The sequence below is a fragment of the Phaeobacter sp. CECT 5382 genome (assembly GCF_001457775.1).
Taxonomy (GTDB): Bacteria; Pseudomonadota; Alphaproteobacteria; order Rhodobacterales; family Rhodobacteraceae; genus Pseudophaeobacter.
On record NZ_CYSG01000006.1, the window covers coordinates 205,943 to 222,610 of the forward strand.

Here is a 16,668-nt window from a genome sequence, read left to right on the forward strand (position 1 = left end):
GATCTTCGCGACGGGACGGGTTTCGAGAAACCGAAGTCAGTGCGCCGGTAGCGACAGTTGGCCTCGATGGTGATGTCGGATGGAAAGGGCTTTGGCATGAAGGGTGGGGCAGTGGCAGCAGCCGCAGGAGCGCAGAGCGCAAGCGATGAATATGGTGAAAACTTGGCGGGTGCCTCGATCCTGGTGATTGATGATGAGCCGGGCATGCGTAACTTTCTGACCAAAATTCTGGTCCCGCGCTGTAAGCGGGTTGAGCAGGCGGCCTCGGCGGCCGAGGCGTCGACCATTCTGGATCAGGCGCATTTTGATCTGATCATTCTCGACAATGTCATGCCGGGTAAAACCGGATTGGAATGGGTGCAGGAACAGCGCCGGGTCGGGTTGTTTGCCGACACCATTCTGGTAACCGCCTATGCCGATCTGGAAACAGCTATTCTGGCTCTGCGCACGGGTGTTGCAGACTTTGTGCTCAAACCTTTCAGGGCCAATCAAATCCTGAACTCTGTCGCCCGCGCGCTGGACCGCAAGTATCTGCGTCGGGAAAACTACCTGCTGAAACATGAGCTCTCCGCCGAGGGCTCTGCGGCGCGCGGGCGGCTGTTGGGAAAATCCCCGGCAATCTGTCAGGCGCGCGACATGCTGCACCGGTTGGGGCCTTTGCCCACGCCGGTTTTATTCACTGGCGCCAGCGGTACCGGCAAGGAAATCGCGGCGCGCACGCTGCATTCGCTATCAGAGCGGGCAGGCCAGCCCTTCGTGGCGGTGAACTGTGCGGCCATCGCCCCGGATCGCATTGCTCATGAGCTGTTCGGGCTGATCGACGATCAGAATCGGCGCAAGGATGGTCTGTTCCTGCATGCCGATGGCGGCACATTGTTCCTGGACGAAGTGGCGCAAATGCCGGATCAGGTGCAGGCGGCGCTGTTGCGGGTGCTCGAAGATCAGCGGGTGCGCCCTGTTGGGGCCGAACGTGACATTCCGCTGAACCTGCGGTTTTTGTTTGCCACCAACGCAGACCTGCATCAGGCCGTGGCCGAGGGACGGTTCCGGGCGGATCTGTTTCACCGGATCAATGTGGTTGAGATCAAAATGCCGCCACTAAAGGATCGGGTCGAAGACATTGTCGAGCTGGCAGCCCTATTCATGGAGCAGTTCGCCAGCAGCCTTGGCATGCCCGCGCTGGAGCTCAATGAGGAAACCTTGCTGAAGTTTTCGCGCTATGACTGGCCCGGCAATGTACGCGAGCTGCGTAACCTGATTGAACGGTCAGTGATCCTAGGCGAGTTCCCGGAGGAATTTTCCGGCAAAGGAGTGATCACCGGTGCGGCGGCAGTGGAATCGCTGGATCTGGTGACCCAGCGCCACATCATGCATGTGCTGGATGCCTGTGATGGCAACCGCGCCGAGGCATCGCGGCGGTTGGGGGTCTCACGTAAAACCATCGATCGGAAATGCGCCAGCTGGGGGCTGTGAACGCAAAGTACTTGGCCGAATGGCCGTGTGCGTTCACTCAGGCAGCGATGGTCGTCACGGCGCTGCGGTGTAGCCGGGCGCGAAGGTTGTTGTGTCGCTGTGCTGCGTTTCCTCAGCGGCTGGCAGCCAGATCGAGAAAACCGCACCGCCCGTGTTTTGGTTGCCTGCGGAAATGATACCACCAGCGCGTTGAACCAAGGTTTGGCTGATCGACAGGCCCAAGCCTGTGCCCTCGCCGAGCTTGGTAGTGTAAAACGGGTTGAAGACGGCCGTGATATGTTCTTCAGGGATACCGCATCCGCTGTCTGCGACCGTAAGCAAGGCACCTGCCTGACCATTGCGGGTTGCGGCTTCCAGCGTCAGGGTCAGCAGTCCTTCACCAGCCATGGCCTGGGCGGCGTTGAGGATCAAATTGATGATCACCTGTTGTAGTTCACCGGGATCAATCCGCACCAGGGGCACCGGCGCAAAGCTCTTTTCAACCCGGATTGCTTGGCGCGAGATCACATGATCGACCAGCACCAGACAGTCACTGACCACTGGGGCCAGATCGAGGCTTTCAGCGAAGGTGCCAAATTCTGAGGGGCGGGCAAATTGCAGCAGCTTGCCGACGATAGCCCCGATGCGCATCACCTGGTTGTCGATGAGGTCCAGTTCCGTGACGACGGCATCCGCGTCTTCCGCAAGGGTCATCCGTATTACGTCGACGTTGCCCTGAATGACCGCCACAGGGTTGTTGATCTCATGGGCGACCCCGGCGGTGATCTCGCCAATAGAGGCCAGCTTTTCGCTCAGCACCAGCTGTTTGAAGGTTTCTTCCAGTTTCTCGTTGGCAGCGCGCAGCTCGCCGGTGCGTTGATCGACCCGGTCGTTCAGCTCTGCTGCCCAGTCGCGTAGCCGCTGGTCGCGTTCCTGGATCTGGTCCAGCAGAGTATCCAGGTGCCCCGCCACCTGACCGATTTCGTCGCTGCGGTTGACCTGACCATTGCGCGCCGTCAGGTCGCCACGCTCAACCCGTTTCATGGTCTGACTCATGCGTTCAAGCGGCGAGAAAATCCCCTTTGCGAGCCAAAGGAACAGGGGGGCCGATAACACTAGAACCGAAAGGAACACGGCAACGATCGTCCAGTAGGCTTCTCGTTTTGCGGCACTATAGGGGGCTTCGAGAAAACCAACATAAAGCATGCCGACACGCGCGCCAAAGCTGTCGGTCAAGGGCAGATAGCCAGAGATATACCAGTCATTGACCACAAAGGCGCGATCAAGCCAGGTCAACCCCTGATCCAGCACCTTGCTGCGCACTGCGGCTGAAACCCGGGTGCCAAGCGCGCGAACGTCTTCGAACAGGCGGACATTGGTCGACACCCGGGTGTCTTCGAGAAACAGCGTTGCGGTGCCTTGGCGATCCTGCGCGTGGCTGGGCCCCCCCAGATAGACCAGCGCGTTGAGAGTATCGATGAAATCGAGGTTCCGGTTCAAAAGCCGTCCGCCGCGCAGCACCCCGTGATGACCAAGGGCTGCGACCGGCGCGGTGGTGTGCAAAACCATACCACGATCCTCTACAGCACGCGTGGTGGGGGCGGCAGCCTCGGTTTCGATCAGGGGGATGCGTGCCTGAGGCGGCAATGCTGCCGAGGCCTGCGCCAGATCGCTGGCAGAAAAGATATCAATCTCCGATGCGCGCTGCCCTTTGGTTGCGGCCTGGATGACTGGCCATTTCCCCAAGGGGCCTGAGAGGTCGGACAGGGTCAGATAGTCCAGAAAATCAAGCTGCAACTCCTGGCGCAGTGCTTCCAGATGAGCCCTGGTCGCGGCGGGGCCTGCGTTCAATGCGCGCTGAAAGTCAGTGGAATCCGCGATACTGTGCAGGCTTTCGGCGCTGCCACTTTGCAACTGGCCAAGATACTGTTCGGCGATACGCAGGTCGCTTTCGACCTTGGCGATCAGGACTGCGTCATAATCTGCATTCCAGCGGGTCATTGCCAAAACCAGCAACAATGGCATCAGGACAGAGAGGGGCAGCAGCGCCAGCAACAGCAGTCTGAGACGTACAGATTTCACGGTGAGCTTCCCCCTGGCTTGGGCCGGTCAGGCCCTGGCAAACCATTTGCTTTCAGCCGCTAAGCCTTTGCGCCAAAATGGTTGTTGCCACGATGCCACCTGCCCCCGGCGCTAGGCAAGGGAAAGGCTGGAGAAATTGAGCATTTGTTGGATGAGGCGAAAGCTGGCAGGGGTGCCGTCGACCCATCTTGATATCAGCTGGCCAAAGGCATCGGTGCGGCAGCCATCAGGCGGCCCATATGACGCCCGGTGTCGAGCATGCGATTAGAAAAGCCCCATTCATTATCATACCAGCTAACGACGCGGACCAATCCACCATCGGTGACCGTGGTCTGAGCGGCCGCAAAACAGGAAGAATGCGGATCATGATTGAAATCAATCGAAACCATCGGGTCTTCTTCGTAAGAGAGGACACCTGCAAGTGGGCCTTCGGCCGCAGCTTTCATCGCTGCATTGACGGCTTGTGCTGTGGCGGGCCGTTCTGGCATGAACGCCAGATCCACCATGGAAACATTTGGCGTCGGCACCCGAATGGCAGAGCCTTCGAGGCGGCCTTTGAGCTGTGGCAGCACTTCGGCAATGGCGCGGGCCGCCCCGGTTGAGGTCGGCACCATGGACAGGGCGGCTGCCCGCCCGCGATAGAGATCCTTGTGCGGGCTGTCCTGCGTGGGCTGATCACCAGTATAGGCGTGAATTGTGGTCATATAGCCTGTCTTGATGCCAAAGCTCTGATCCAGCACCTGCGCCACCGGCGCCAGGCAATTGGTGGTGCAGGAGGCATTGGAGACCACGAGGTCATCTGCGGTCAGATCCATGTGGTTCACGCCATAGACCACGGTGCGGTCGGCACCTTTGCCGGGGGCTGAAATCAGAACCCGCTTGGAGCCATTTCGCAAATGCGCGGCGGCCGCATCATGACTGGTGAACAGCCCGGTGCATTCATAGGCGATATCAACATCCTGCCAGGGCAGATCTTTCGGATCGCGTATGGCGCTGAGACGGATGTCCTGGCCTGCGACCTGCAGGCTATCCTCGCTATGCTTTACCGGGGTGCGCAGTCGCCCATGTACGGAATCAAATTTCAACAGATGGGCCAAGGTCGCGGCGGGCGCCAGATCATTGATTGCCACAACCTCGATGTCTTGTCTTTGGCTTTCGAGCAGGGCGCGCAGGACGCCACGGCCAATGCGTCCAAATCCATTGATTGCGATTTTGAGGGTCATGGGCTGTCTCCATAGCTGCGATAGGTGGCGTCAACGAGGGGGTGTGAAGAAATGGTAGCGATAACGGCTGCGATATCGGTATCGATAACGGTTGTGAAAATCAAGGCTAAATGCGCAGAGCCTGCTTTGCTGCCCTTGCAGCGGGGCGCGAAGTGCAAGACCATGCGCCCATGACCAAAAAGATGCTTCTCAAGGATGTCGCCCGGCTTGCCGGTGTCAGCGAAATGACCGCCAGTCGCGCGCTGCGTGGCGCACCGGATGTTTCTAAATCAACCCGGGCCAAGGTGGAAGAAATCGCGCGGGCCCATGGATATGTGCCCAACCGCATTGCCGGATCATTGTCGTCGCAGTCAGTCAACCTTGTTGCGGTTGTGGTGCCGTCGCTAAACAGTTTTGTTTTTCCCGAGGTGCTGTCTGGGATCTCCTCGGTGTTGAAACAAAGCCCGCTAAAGCCGGTTGTTGGGGTGTCGGGTTATGAGATGGACGAAGAAGAAGAAGTCATCCGCGAGATGCTCAGCTGGCGGCCTTCGGGGCTGATTGTGGCTGGGTTAGAGCATAACGATGCCACCCAGCGTATGTTGCTGCAAGCGGACTGCCCCGTGGTCGAAGTCATGGATGTGGACGGCACGCCCCTGCGCCACTGTGTTGGCATTTCCCATTTGCAGGCGGGGCGCGATATGGCAGCGCAAATCCTGGCCCAGGGCTATCGGCGCATTGGTTTTATTGGCACCAAGATGCCGCAGGATTTCCGGGCCCGTAAACGCTTTGATGGATTTTCCGAAGGGTTGTCCGCGCAGGGCATCGATCTGATGGATATGGAACATTACGCCGGAGACAGCTCTATCGAGACCGGACGGCAACTGACGGCTGCCATGCTGGCGCGACAACCGGATCTCGACTGTATTTACTATTCCAGCGATGTGATGAGCGTTGGCGGCTATATGCATTGCCTTGCCACGGGGCTTTCGGTGCCGGGGGATGTGGCGCTGGCGGGGTTCAACAATCTGCAGATCCTGGCAGGGCTGCCGTTGCAGCTGGCGACAACAGATGCCTGTCGTCGCGAAATCGGTGAACGTGCCGCAGAGATTGTCCTCAAGACGCGGGACAGTGCGTCGGAATTGCCTGCCATCTGCGAAACGCTGAGCCCGACTATTAGCCTTGGTGGCTCCCTGTAAGCTGGCTTTGGCGCAAAGACGGCTGCGGCATGTTGATTGCCCTCGTTTACGCACCGCCGTTTGACCCTTGCCACCTCACGAAAAAAAGGTCCCCCAGTCAGACGAGGGGACCTTGTTGAAATTCCTTGAGGCTCAGAGTTCAGAGCGCAGCTTTGAACAGCCCTGTAAGGTTTTCTTCGGTCAGCTCAATCGGGTTGCCACCGCAGGAGGGGTCGATGATGGCGCCTTTGACCAGTTCAGGGATGGCGGCCTCGGTGACGCCCAGATCGGACAGCCCGCGTGGGATGCCAAGGCTGTCGTTCAGCTCCTGCACGTAAGCGCAGAAGCCGTCAAAACCGCCCGCGATGCCAAGATAGGCCGCCGCCATATTGAAACGGTCGGCGATCTCGGGGGCGTTGAAGTCCAGCACGGCGGGCATGCAGACAGCATTGGTGGTGCCGTGGTGGGTGTTGAACACCGCACCAATCGGGTGGCTCATGGCGTGGATCGCGCCTAGCCCTTTTTGGAACCCTGTGGCTCCCATGGCAGCGGCCGACATCATCTGCGCGCGCGCCTCGATATCGGTCCCATCGGCATAGGCGCGCGGCAGGTAGTCTTTGACCAGACGCATGCCTTCCAGCGCGATGCCCTGTGACATTGGGTGGTAATGCGGGCTGGAAAAGGCCTCAACGCAGTGGGCAAATGCATCCAGACCGGTGCCTGCGGTGATGAACTTGGGCATACCCACGGTCAACTCCGGATCGCAGATCACCACCTCTGGCAGCACCTTGGGGTGAAAGATGATCTTTTTCACATGGCTGACACTATCGGTGATAACGCTGGCGCGGCCCACTTCGGATCCGGTGCCGGCAGTGGTGGGGACGGCGATGATCGGCGCGATGGCATCTGCATCGGCACGGGTCCACCAGTCGCCAATGTCTTCAAAATCCCAGATCGGGCGGGTTTGTCCGGCCATAAAAGCGACCATCTTGCCCAGATCCAGACCGGACCCGCCACCAAAGGCGATGACACCATCGTGACCACCGGCCTTATAGGCTTCGACCCCGGCCTCGAGGTTTTTCTCATTTGGGTTGGGATCCACCTCAGAGAACATGCCGCGACCCAGGCCTGCGGCCTCCATGATATCGAGCGTGCTTTGGGTGACCGGCAAATTGGCCAACCCCTTGTCCGTGACCAGCAGTGGTTTTTTGATACCGGCAGAAGCACAGGCTTCGCCCAGTTCCTTGATCCGGCCTGCGCCGAATTTGATTGCGGTCGGATAGGACCAGTTTCCAACGAGAGACATCTCTTCGCCTTTCATATGTGGCCGATTTGGCCAGCGTCACAATCTACCCTCGGACAGTTTACCAAGGGTCGTGTTTGCCCACGCAGCGCACCGCTTGGGCAGGAGGAGTTAACCGGCCACCTTTTTCAGGTGGTAGCTCTTGGGACGGGTCAGGTTTTGATAACCAATGACCGAAAGTCCTCCGCCGCGTCCGGTATTCTTGCAGCCGGTCCAGCACAGGCTTGGATCCAGATAGTCGGCGCGGTTCATGAAGACGGTACCGGTCTCGATCTGGTCGCCCACGCGGGCGGCGCGGTCCAGATCGCAGGTCCAGAGCGAGGCGGTGAGGCCAAACTCGCTGTCGTTCATCAGTGCAATCGCCTCTTCATCTGACGCGACCTTCATGATGCCAACCACGGGGCCAAAGCTCTCGTCGCGCATCACCCGCATCTTGTGGGTGACATCGGTCAGGATCTGCGGTGTCAGATAGGCACCGCCATCATCTTCAGCCATGATATCGATGTGCGCCTTGGCGCCCTCGGCAACGGCCTCGGTGATCTGTGCACGGACTTCGGCGGCAAAGCGCACATTGGCCATCGGACCCATGGTGGTCGCCTCATCCATGGGATTGCCCAGGGTGTAGCCTTTGACGATCTCGACTGCCTTGGCGACAAACTCATCATAGAGGCTTTCGTGCACATAGATGCGTTCAATGCCGCAGCAGCACTGGCCCGCGTTGAACATCGCACCATCAATCAGCGTGTCCACGGCCGCGTCCAGATCAGCGTCTTCCATGACATAACCGGGATCTTTGCCGCCGAGTTCGGTGCCGACGCCGGTAAAGGTGCCGGCAGCCGCGCGTTCCATCGCCTGGCCACCGCCAACGGAACCGGTGAAATTGACAAAGTCAAAAGCATTTCCAGCGATCAAATCATTGGTCACATCATGGCTGAGGAACACATTCTGGAACACGTCTTCCGGTACACCCGCCGCATGGAACGCCTGCGCCATGCGCTCACCCACCAACAGGGTTTGAGTTGCATGTTTCAGCACCACAGTATTGCCGGCAATCAGCGCGGGGGCCACGGTATTGATCGCGGTCATATAGGGATAGTTCCAGGGCGCGACCACAAAGACCACGCCATGCGGCACCCGCTTGATATAGCGCTTGAAGCGTTCGTCTTCGCTCACCTTGATATCCGCCAGCGCGGTCTCGGCGATTTCGGCCATGTGGCTGGCGCGTTCATTGAAACCGCCGAATTCACCGCCATAGCGCACCGGACGCCCCATCATATGGGCAAGCTCCGGCACGATTTCATCGTTCATGGCGCCAACGGCAGCGACGCCCGCCATCACCAGATCAATACGTTCCTGCAAGGGACGCGCCGCCCAACCCTTTTGGGCTGTGCGGGCACGAGCCGTGACATCTTGCGCCGCCTGCAAGGAGAGCACAGCGCGTTCCGCATAGACCGATCCATCGATCGGAGAGATACATTTCAGGGTCTGGCCCATGGTCTTCCTCATCTCGTTTGAAAGGGGAGCCCCCCTTCATCTTTCCAAAAATAATCCTGCCGGAGGCCGCGTGCCGTCAGGCGCGCTCAAACCCGCGTGCAATTTCATAGTCAGTGACGACCCGGTCGAAGTCTTCGATCTCTACTTCGGCGGCGCGCACATAGTGATCAACGACGTCATCGCCCATTGTGGCGCGCAGCATTTTAGATCCCTTCAGGCTTAGCCGTGCCTCGCGCAGGGTCTCTGGAATCATGCCGCTATCGCCCTGATAGACATCACCGGTGGCAGGGGCCTGCAGCTCCAGCCCTTCTTCGATACCAGCGATACCTGCAGCCAGCATGGCGGCCATCGCCAGGTAGGGGTTCATATCCGACCCCGGAATGCGGCATTCAACCCGGATCGATTTGCTGCCAACACCGCAAAGGCGGTAGCCAGCGGTGCGGTTGTCAACGGACCAGATGATGCGTGTGGGGGCAAAGGTGCCCTTCATGAAACGTTTGTAGCTGTTGATGTAGGGGGCCATGAAATAGGTGTAGTCCGGCGCGTATTTCAAAAGACCTGCCATGTAGTTTTTCATCAAGGCTGACATGCCCAGCGTATCATCGGCGTCATAAAAGGCGGGTTTGCCGTCTTTCCACAGCGACTGATGCACATGGCTGGAGGAGCCGACCTTGTCGTGGTTCCATTTTGGCAAGAAAGTCACGGCATGGCCTTGCTGCCAGGCGATCTCTTTGGTGGCATGTTTGGCAATGGTGTGGAAATCGGCAGTGTCCTGGGCGCGGCCGTATTTGATGTTCAGCTCTTCCTGGCCGGTCTCGGCCTCACCCTTGGTGCATTCCACCGGGATGCCCGCGTTCCACAGATGATTGCGCAGCGGGCGCATCACGTGCTCTTCCTTGGTGGTCTGCAGGATATGGTAGTCTTCGTTATAGCCAGAGATCGGCTGCATATCGCGGAAATCCGCTTTGCGGATCTCGTCAAAGCTTTTCTCGAACAGAAAGAACTCCAGCTCGGTCGCTGTCATGGCGTCAAAGCCAAGCGCGTCTAGCCGACGGATTTGTTTCTTGAGGATCGCACGCGGGCTGTGGGGGATTTCTTCGTGGTTGTGATGATCCAGCACATCACAAAGCACCATCACCGTGCCATCGAGCCAGGGCAGGGGTCGCAGGGTGGCGAGATCCGGCTTCATGACATAATCGCCATAGCCGCGTTCCCAGCTGGTAGATTCATAGCCTTCCGGTGTTGCCATCTCGAGATCGGTGGCCAGCAGATAGTTGCAGCAATGGGTCTCTTCCCAGGCACCGGCGATGAAGTGGCCTGCATGAAAGCGTTTGCCCATCAGGCGGCCCTGCATGTCCACAAGGCAGACCAACACGGTATCTACGTCACCGCTGGCGACTTGGGCTTTCAGATCGTCAAAACTCAGAACACCGGTCATGAGGTCGCTTCCTGTCTAGTTTGGGCAGTTTGATTAGGGAGGAGAATCCCGGCGCGCGTGATGCGCCGGGATCCGTTGAGTTTAGCCGTAACGGTAGGGACGGCCAGCCTTGTTCATGTCGTTGTTATACTTCTTGAAGATCTCGACAACCTTGGCCTTGGTTGGGCTTTCGGCCGCGATTTCATCCCAGAATTTGACCGCGGCGCCTTCGACCTGGGCCCACTCTTCGTCCGGAATGCTGGTGAGCTCCATTTTGGGGCCATTGACCCGCAGCGAGGCTTCGCCACCCCAGTACCACCACTGACGATAGTAGTGCGACTGGTCACAGCAGACGCGGAACAGGGTCTGCAGATCTTCGGGCAGCTCGTTCCAGCGACCCTGGTTGGCAAAGAAAGACCCAGCCCATGCGCCCGAGATGTTGTTGGTCAAGAAGTAGTTGGTCACATCGGCCCAGCCAACGGTGTAGTCTTCTGTGATGCCGGACCAGGCAACGCCATCCAGCTCGCCGGTTTGCAGGGCGACTTCGATGTCTTCCCAAGGCAAGGTCACAGGCACGACGCCAAACTGGCTGAGGAAACGACCTGCAGTTGGGAAGGTGAAGACGCGCTTCCCTTTCAGGTCCGCGAGGCTGCGGATGGGGTCCTTGGTGGCAAAATGGCAGGGATCCCATGCACCAGCAGAGATGTGTTTGACGCCAACCTTGGAGTATTCCTCGTCCCAGATCTCGTTCAGGCCATACTGGTTGAACAGGACGGGCACGTCCAAGCTGTAGCGCGAGCCAAATGGGAAATAGCCGCCAAAGACGGTGACTTCGGTGGGCGAGGCCATCGAGTCATCATCGGACTGCACCGCGTCAATAGTGCCACGCTGCATGGCGCGGAACAGCTCACCGGTGGGGACCAGCTGGTCGGCATAGAACAGCTCGATCTGCATGCGGTCGCCTGCGATCTTGTTGAACATGTCGATTGCGGGTTTCACCACATGCTCTGCCAGGGCGGTGCCGGCATAGGTCTGCATCCGCCATTTGATGGTGGATTGCGCCAGCGCGGGGGTCGCCAATGGGGCGGCCATTGCCCCCACACCGGCGGTTTGCAGAAACTTACGTCTTGTTGTCATAGCTCTCACTCCATGTTGTCATAAATGTTGGAATCAGGCCCCCGAGCGGGGCTCTTCTTGGGTTATCTGGGTGTCTCATCAATTCCCGTAGACCTGCTCTGGTAGCCACAGGGCGATTTGTGGGAAGGCCATGATCAGGGCCAGGGCCACCACCATGACAGCGGCAAAGGGGATGATGGAGATATAGATGTCTTTCAGGCCGATCTCTGGCGGGGCCATGGCCCGCATCAAAAACAGATTATAACCAAAGGGCGGTGTCATGTAGGCGATCTGAGTGGTGATGGTATAAAGCACCCCATACCAGATCAGATCAAATCCGAGCGCGCCGACCAGTGGCACATAGAGCGGTGCTACGATGACCAGCATTGCGGTGTCATCCAGGAAGGTGCCCATCACGATGAAGCTGAGCTGCATCAGGATCAGGATCATCCAAGGCGACAGGCCCAGCTGAGAGGTGAAGAGATCTTCGATCGCCTTCACAGCCCCAAGCCCGTCAAAGATGGCACCAAAGCCGAGCGCTGCTAGAATGATCCACATGAACATGCAGGAAATCCCAAGGGTCGACCGCACGGTGGTTTCAAACACCTGTTTGTTCATGCGCCCCTTCAGAATAGCGGCGATAAAAGCAGTCATGGCGCCAATGGCCGAGCTTTCGACCAGCGAGGTCCAACCGTTCACAAAGGGCACCATCATAGTGGCAAAGATCGCCAGCGGCAGCACGCCGGAAAACAGCAGCCGGTGTTTTTCCTTCAGGAAGACATCGCGGTAGAACAGCGGCATGGCGCGGGTCACAAAGGCCAGCGCGGCTGCACCAAGGGCAAAGCCAATGGCGGACTTCGGCGCAATCACGTCCAGCTTGACCATCAAGGGCACCAGTACGATCCCAGCCAGCACAATGAAATTCAACCGCAGCGGATGAGTGCTGATCTCGTCGTATTCTGCCAGCTCTTCATGGGTCATGGCGGGACCCAGATTGGGCTGCATTTTGGCGCGGATATAGATGTAGATGATGAACATGGTCGCCATCAACAGACCGGGCACCACACCAGCCAGCCACAGCTGGCCTACGGGTTGGCGCGCGATCATCGCATAGAGCACCAGTACCACCGAAGGCGGCACCAGAATGCCCAGGGATGAACCGGCCTGGATGGTGCCGGTCACCAGGATCTTGTCATAGCCCCGGCGCAACAATTCCGGCAGCGCAATGGTGGCCCCAATGGCCATGCCTGCGACGGATAGACCATTCATGGCCGAAACAAGAACCATCAAGCCGATGGTACCAATGGCAAGCCCGCCCTGCACCGGCCCCATCCAGACGTGGAACATACGGTACAGATCGTCTGCGATTTTGGATTCTGACAGCACATAGCCCATGAAGATGAACATCGGCAGCGTCAGCAGCGGATACCATTTCATCAGTTTCATCGAGGCGGCAAAGGGGATCTCAACCCCGCCAGTGCCCCAAAGCAGCATCCCAGCGACAGCGCCGACAAAGCCGATGGCACCAAACACCCGCTGGCCGGTCATAAGCATCAGCATCATGCCGGCAAACATGACAATGGCGATCAATTCATAGGGCATCAGAGGTCAACTCCGCGAAGACGGCCGATATCGCGGAACAATTCGGCAAGGCATTGCAACAGCATCAGGAAGACGCCGAAGCAGAGAATGGATTTTACCGGCCAAAGATAGGGCCGCCAGGCGGTGGAGCTGCGTTCGATGTAGCCGATTTTGGCCCAGGCCGCACTCGGGCCCTCGCTCACCAGTGTTCGCAACAGGTCGCCAAAGAAGGAAAACGGCTCCAGTCCAAAATAACCAAGGCTATAGGCCATCGAGCTGACCGCGCCATAGAGCAATACACCGAGATAAAACATCAGAAACAATACGGTGAAGGCATCGACCAGCGCCTTGGTGCGGGTGGTCCAGCCGCCATAAAACAGATCCATCCGCACGTTCGATCCCATCTGCATCGAATAGGGGCCACCAAGGATGTAATAGGCCACCATGATGAACTGGGCCATCTCCAGCGTCCAGAGCGAGGGGTTGAAGAAGGTCTTTGAGATCGAGGACCACAACAGCACGCCAATCAGCGCAAAGATCAGATACATGGCAAAGCGGCCAATCACCCGGTTCATTGCCTCAATGGCGCGAATATAGCGCACAATTAGTCTAGGCATCTGCGCCTCCTGTGGATTGCAGGGCTGCCAGCGTCGGGCGCAGCAGAACCAGCAACTCCTCTGCCATCTGTGTCTCTTCTTGCGGGGTACGCATCAGATCGTTGCGCACCTCGATCATGACATTGGCCAACCCGTGGCGGATACCATGCAGCTGCAACGAATGGGTGACACCATCTTCGGGGCCGTAGGGAGCGTTGCGTTCCACCCGACGATGGGGCAGGGCGTCGGCCTGGTCCAGCATCGCATCGGCCATGCGGCTGTCCCTGTCATGCAGGATGCCGATCTCGACGGTGCGCGGGATGCCGTAGTACACCGGGGTAAAGCTGTGCATGGTTATTAATACAGTTTGCAGACCGGCTTGTTTGCGCGCCTCGATCAGGCGGGTGACAGCATCGCAAAAAGGGCGGTAGACGGTGAGTTCCCGCTCGTCGCGCTGATCGCGGCTCAACCCGACGTTTCCGGGAACTTCGACGAGTTCAGATTTTTGCGGCATCGCGGATGCGGCTTCTGGCGGACGGTTGCAGTCATAGACCAGACGCGACACCCGCGCGGCGATCAGGGGCGCATCCAGGGCCTGCGACAGGCCTAGCGCAACGGCGCGAGCGCCTGGATCCCAGGCCGCGTGGCTTTTGCGATCGGCCTCAGCCAGCCCCAGACCGGCATAGCGGTGCGGGATGCGGTGGCTGGCATGCTCGCACAGAATAATCGCCCCGCCTTGCCCGGCCCCATTGAGCACCTCATAGGCCTCGCAGCGAGCGTTGGAATCGCTCAGTGACATTCAACACTCCCAATTTTGGAAAAATCTTTTCATGAAGGGATAATTCTGTCAATATAATTTCAGAAGAGATTTATCCCGCGCCGCTAAGGCGCTGGTGTTCAGCGGGGCCTATCGACTATGTCTTGACCCTGTTGCCTGTTTTTCGCTCAGCCTGAGGAAGGTGCCCTGCCGTGACGAAACCACCGCTGACTGTCCGAGAGCTGATCCGCGATCAATATGCCTCGCTGACCCAATCAGAGCGCAAGTTCGCAAATTCTCTGCTGGAGAATTACCCGGCAGCCGGATTGGCTTCGATTACTATCGTGGCGTCAAATGCGGATGTTTCGACACCCACAGTTGCCCGCATGGTGCAAAAGCTGGGGTTCAAAGGCTATCCGCAGTTTCATCAGGCTCTACTCAAAGAGTTGGAGGCCAAGGTGTCTGGCCCGACCCAGCGGCGTGAAAACTGGGCATCAGAAGCCCCCGAAGGCCATTTGCTGAACAGGTTTTCTCAGGCCGTGACCGATAACCTTAGCCAAACCTTTTCCAATGTGGACTCTGCCCAGTTTGACGCGGCAGTGCGTCAGCTCGCTGATACCGAAGGCAGGCTCTATGTCGTGGGGGGGCGTATCACCCGCGCTTTGGCCGACTATGCCTTTACGCATTTTCAGGCGATCCGGCAACGCGTCACCCATATGACCTCCTCATCAGCCACCTGGCCGCATTACGTGTTGGACATGGAGGCTGGTGACACCTTGCTGATGTTCGACGTGCGCCGCTATGAAACCAATCTGCAGCGTCTGGCTGAGCTGGCGGCTGAGCGTGGCGTCAAGGTGATCTTGATCACCGATCAATGGGCCAGCCCTGTGGCTTCGGTCGCGGAACATGCCTTTAACTGCTGGGTGGAAATCCCTTCGGCTTGGGATTCCAACATTTCAACCATGATGCTGCTGGAGGCAATGATTGCGGCCACCCAGGAAGAAAGCTGGGATAAAACCAAGGATCGTTATGATCGTTTGGATGAGTTGTTCGATACAACGCGCCTGTTTCGGAAATTTTCCTGACCTATGGTGCGTTGCTTTCTGTCTGTGTTGCATGGACAGGGCACGGCACATGCGCCATGCTGCGGGTGTTCAGCGCGTTTCGGGTTGGATTGATAGCATTCTTTCAGGTTGAGATATGATGACTAAATCGGCTGCCCTTCTTTCCGCTCTTGTTTTTGCTACGGCTTCTGCGGTCTGCGCCGCGCCGCTCGCCGCCAAGCCGCTCAGCCGCATTCTGGCACAGTCACCACTCAAGCCTGGAGACTTTGATGCGATGCGTGCTGCTGAAGCTGCGCTTTATGGGGCGGCTGGCGTTAAAACGGGCAGTTCCGTCAAATGGAGTAATCCGGAAACCACAGCGCACGGTCAGGTCAAGGTGACGGCGCAGCAGGGCAATTGTCTGGTCTTTGGCCATATTGCCTATCCCGGCAGTGGGGCGCAGCCCATGCAGGTGGCGCGTAAATTCTGCAAATCCGCGACTGGCAAGTGGCTTTTGGTGGACTGATCGTTTGTTGCGGCAGGCGCCTTAACGATCACGCACCCTCTTCGTTTAGTCTTCTTATAACTTCCCCGCACAACGTCGCCCGGTTCGGGGCGCCTGTGCTCAATCAAACCAGGACACATATATATGTCAGATATCACCCGTCATCACACCGGCACCCGTATGAGCCAGATCGTCACCCATGGTGACACGATCTATCTGGCGGGGCAGGTCGGCACCAAGGGCGCCAGCGTTGCTCAGCAAACTCAGGATTGCCTGGACCAGATCGACTCACTTCTTGCAGAGGTCGGATCGGACAAGACGCGACTGTTGCAGACGACGATCTGGCTGGCTGACATGAAGGACTTTGCCGAAATGAATGCGGTCTGGGATGCCTGGGTGCCCGAAGGCCAAGCTCCCGCCCGTGCCTGTGGCGAAGCCAAACTGGCCCTTCCGGAATTCCTGGTGGAGTTCATGGTGACTGCAGCCAAAGCATAAGGCTTTCGAAGGCAGATCTGTCTGCTTTCAAAAGAGGGGTCCGACCATCTGGTCGGACCCCTTTTGTATTTTTGTCAGGCCTGTTTGGCAGCGATGATCGAATTTCGTCGTGTTCCTCAGTAGGTTCGTCTTCCCCGAGTCGGTTTGCTTTGTTTTTGTGAGTGTGATTCCTATGAGTTTTGTTGAGTTCTGTTGGTAAGTCTGTGGGTAAGTCTTGATGTTTGGTGTGACTCGGGTTTGATCTTCTGGTTTGGTGAAGGTTTGGCGGGATTTTGCTTTGACTTTGGGGCAGGTTTGCTGACTTTATCTGTGTGTAAGATGTTGTTTTTGTTTTATTTTCACATTTGTTTTGCAGAAAAGTGTGATTTTGTTGATTTTGGTGTTGCGGGTGTTTGGAGTTAACACTAGAACCCCCTCTACCGGCAGCGACGATACGCAGCTGGGGCGCGG

The 16,668-nt window shown here is 58.0% G+C and carries 14 protein-coding genes; 5 read left to right on the forward strand and 9 right to left on the reverse strand.

Annotated elements, in window-relative coordinates; genetic code table 11:
* Nucleotides 1-96: 96 nt before the first annotated feature.
* Complete coding sequence (locus PH5382_RS08975) at nucleotides 97-1,473, forward strand: sigma-54-dependent transcriptional regulator (protein ID WP_058334025.1); 1,377 nt, start codon at nucleotides 97-99, stop codon at nucleotides 1,471-1,473.
* 54 nt (nucleotides 1,474-1,527) lie between these two features.
* Here the strand turns inward: PH5382_RS08975 and PH5382_RS08980 are convergent, their stop codons facing one another.
* Together PH5382_RS08980 and gap are read right to left on the reverse strand one after the other, a co-directional pair.
* The gene (locus PH5382_RS08980) at nucleotides 1,528-3,534 is read right to left on the reverse strand and encodes a sensor histidine kinase (RefSeq protein ID WP_058334026.1); all 2,007 of its coding nucleotides are present in this window, start codon (nucleotides 3,532-3,534) and stop codon (nucleotides 1,528-1,530) included.
* A gap of 194 nt (nucleotides 3,535-3,728) precedes the next feature.
* Nucleotides 3,729-4,757, reverse strand: coding sequence for a type I glyceraldehyde-3-phosphate dehydrogenase (gap, locus tag PH5382_RS08985; RefSeq protein ID WP_058334027.1), 1,029 nt, complete (start codon nucleotides 4,755-4,757; stop codon nucleotides 3,729-3,731).
* 170 nt (nucleotides 4,758-4,927) lie between these two features.
* Between gap and PH5382_RS08990 the strand changes: the two genes are divergently transcribed.
* Nucleotides 4,928-5,932 carry a LacI family DNA-binding transcriptional regulator gene (locus PH5382_RS08990; RefSeq protein ID WP_058334028.1) on the forward strand — a complete coding sequence of 335 codons (1,005 nt, stop codon included), beginning with the start codon at nucleotides 4,928-4,930 and terminating at the stop codon, nucleotides 5,930-5,932.
* A 139-nt stretch (nucleotides 5,933-6,071) separates the two neighbouring features.
* Here PH5382_RS08990 and PH5382_RS08995 read toward each other — a convergent pair whose 3' ends face one another.
* The 7 genes from PH5382_RS08995 to PH5382_RS09025 all read right to left on the reverse strand — a co-directional run bounded on the left by PH5382_RS08995 (nucleotide 6,072) and on the right by PH5382_RS09025 (nucleotide 14,217).
* Entirely contained in the window at nucleotides 6,072-7,217 is a 1,146-nt protein-coding gene (locus PH5382_RS08995) for an iron-containing alcohol dehydrogenase (RefSeq protein WP_058334029.1), read from the reverse strand.
* A gap of 108 nt (nucleotides 7,218-7,325) precedes the next feature.
* Nucleotides 7,326-8,708, reverse strand: coding sequence for an aldehyde dehydrogenase family protein (locus PH5382_RS09000; protein ID WP_058334030.1), 1,383 nt, complete (start codon nucleotides 8,706-8,708; stop codon nucleotides 7,326-7,328).
* Between the two features lie 76 nt (nucleotides 8,709-8,784).
* A complete protein-coding gene (locus tag PH5382_RS09005) occupies nucleotides 8,785-10,146 on the reverse strand; it encodes a glutamine synthetase family protein (protein WP_058334031.1) in 1,362 nt (453 codons plus the stop codon).
* Nucleotides 10,147-10,227: 81 nt separating this feature from the next.
* Nucleotides 10,228-11,262: a TRAP transporter substrate-binding protein gene (locus PH5382_RS09010; protein WP_058334032.1), complete on the reverse strand. Its 1,035-nt coding sequence runs from the start codon at nucleotides 11,260-11,262 to the stop codon at nucleotides 10,228-10,230.
* Nucleotides 11,263-11,340: 78 nt separating this feature from the next.
* Entirely contained in the window at nucleotides 11,341-12,843 is a 1,503-nt protein-coding gene (locus tag PH5382_RS09015; protein WP_058334033.1) for a TRAP transporter large permease, read from the reverse strand.
* A complete protein-coding gene (locus PH5382_RS09020; RefSeq protein WP_058334034.1) occupies nucleotides 12,843-13,439 on the reverse strand; it encodes a TRAP transporter small permease subunit in 597 nt (198 codons plus the stop codon). Before PH5382_RS09020 ends, PH5382_RS09015 begins: the two co-directional genes overlap by 1 nt.
* On the reverse strand, nucleotides 13,432-14,217 hold the full coding sequence (locus PH5382_RS09025; protein ID WP_058334035.1) for an N-formylglutamate amidohydrolase: 786 nt from the start codon (nucleotides 14,215-14,217) through the stop codon (nucleotides 13,432-13,434). Before PH5382_RS09025 ends, PH5382_RS09020 begins: the two co-directional genes overlap by 8 nt.
* A gap of 170 nt (nucleotides 14,218-14,387) precedes the next feature.
* Here PH5382_RS09025 and PH5382_RS09030 point away from each other — a divergent pair, with 170 nt between their 5' ends.
* The 3 genes from PH5382_RS09030 (at nucleotide 14,388) to PH5382_RS09040 (ending at nucleotide 16,218) form a co-directional block, all read left to right on the forward strand.
* The gene (locus PH5382_RS09030; RefSeq protein ID WP_058334036.1) at nucleotides 14,388-15,260 is read left to right on the forward strand and encodes a MurR/RpiR family transcriptional regulator; all 873 of its coding nucleotides are present in this window, start codon (nucleotides 14,388-14,390) and stop codon (nucleotides 15,258-15,260) included.
* Nucleotides 15,261-15,375: 115 nt separating this feature from the next.
* Nucleotides 15,376-15,744 carry a hypothetical protein gene (locus PH5382_RS09035; protein WP_231751834.1) on the forward strand — a complete coding sequence of 123 codons (369 nt, stop codon included), beginning with the start codon at nucleotides 15,376-15,378 and terminating at the stop codon, nucleotides 15,742-15,744.
* Between the two features lie 123 nt (nucleotides 15,745-15,867).
* Nucleotides 15,868-16,218, forward strand: coding sequence for a RidA family protein (locus PH5382_RS09040; protein WP_058334037.1), 351 nt, complete (start codon nucleotides 15,868-15,870; stop codon nucleotides 16,216-16,218).
* Nucleotides 16,219-16,668: the final 450 nt, after the last annotated feature.

Bases quoted from the DNA above. Each gene is read 5' to 3' on its own strand.
- PH5382_RS09010 (WP_058334032.1), bottom strand. From the start codon at position 11,262: ATGACAACAAGACGTAAGTTTCTGCAAACCGCCGGTGTGGGGGCAATG.
- PH5382_RS09035 (WP_231751834.1), top strand. From the start codon at position 15,376: ATGATGACTAAATCGGCTGCCCTTCTTTCCGCTCTTGTTTTTGCTACG.
- gap (WP_058334027.1), bottom strand. From the start codon at position 4,757: ATGACCCTCAAAATCGCAATCAATGGATTTGGACGCATTGGCCGTGGC.
- PH5382_RS09040 (WP_058334037.1), top strand. From the start codon at position 15,868: ATGTCAGATATCACCCGTCATCACACCGGCACCCGTATGAGCCAGATC.
- PH5382_RS09015 (WP_058334033.1), bottom strand. From the start codon at position 12,843: ATGCCCTATGAATTGATCGCCATTGTCATGTTTGCCGGCATGATGCTG.
- PH5382_RS08990 (WP_058334028.1), top strand. From the start codon at position 4,928: ATGACCAAAAAGATGCTTCTCAAGGATGTCGCCCGGCTTGCCGGTGTC.
- PH5382_RS08975 (WP_058334025.1), top strand. From the start codon at position 97: ATGAAGGGTGGGGCAGTGGCAGCAGCCGCAGGAGCGCAGAGCGCAAGC.
- PH5382_RS09005 (WP_058334031.1), bottom strand. From the start codon at position 10,146: ATGACCGGTGTTCTGAGTTTTGACGATCTGAAAGCCCAAGTCGCCAGC.
- PH5382_RS09020 (WP_058334034.1), bottom strand. From the start codon at position 13,439: ATGCCTAGACTAATTGTGCGCTATATTCGCGCCATTGAGGCAATGAAC.
- PH5382_RS08995 (WP_058334029.1), bottom strand. From the start codon at position 7,217: ATGTCTCTCGTTGGAAACTGGTCCTATCCGACCGCAATCAAATTCGGC.
- PH5382_RS09025 (WP_058334035.1), bottom strand. From the start codon at position 14,217: ATGTCACTGAGCGATTCCAACGCTCGCTGCGAGGCCTATGAGGTGCTC.
- PH5382_RS09000 (WP_058334030.1), bottom strand. From the start codon at position 8,708: ATGGGCCAGACCCTGAAATGTATCTCTCCGATCGATGGATCGGTCTAT.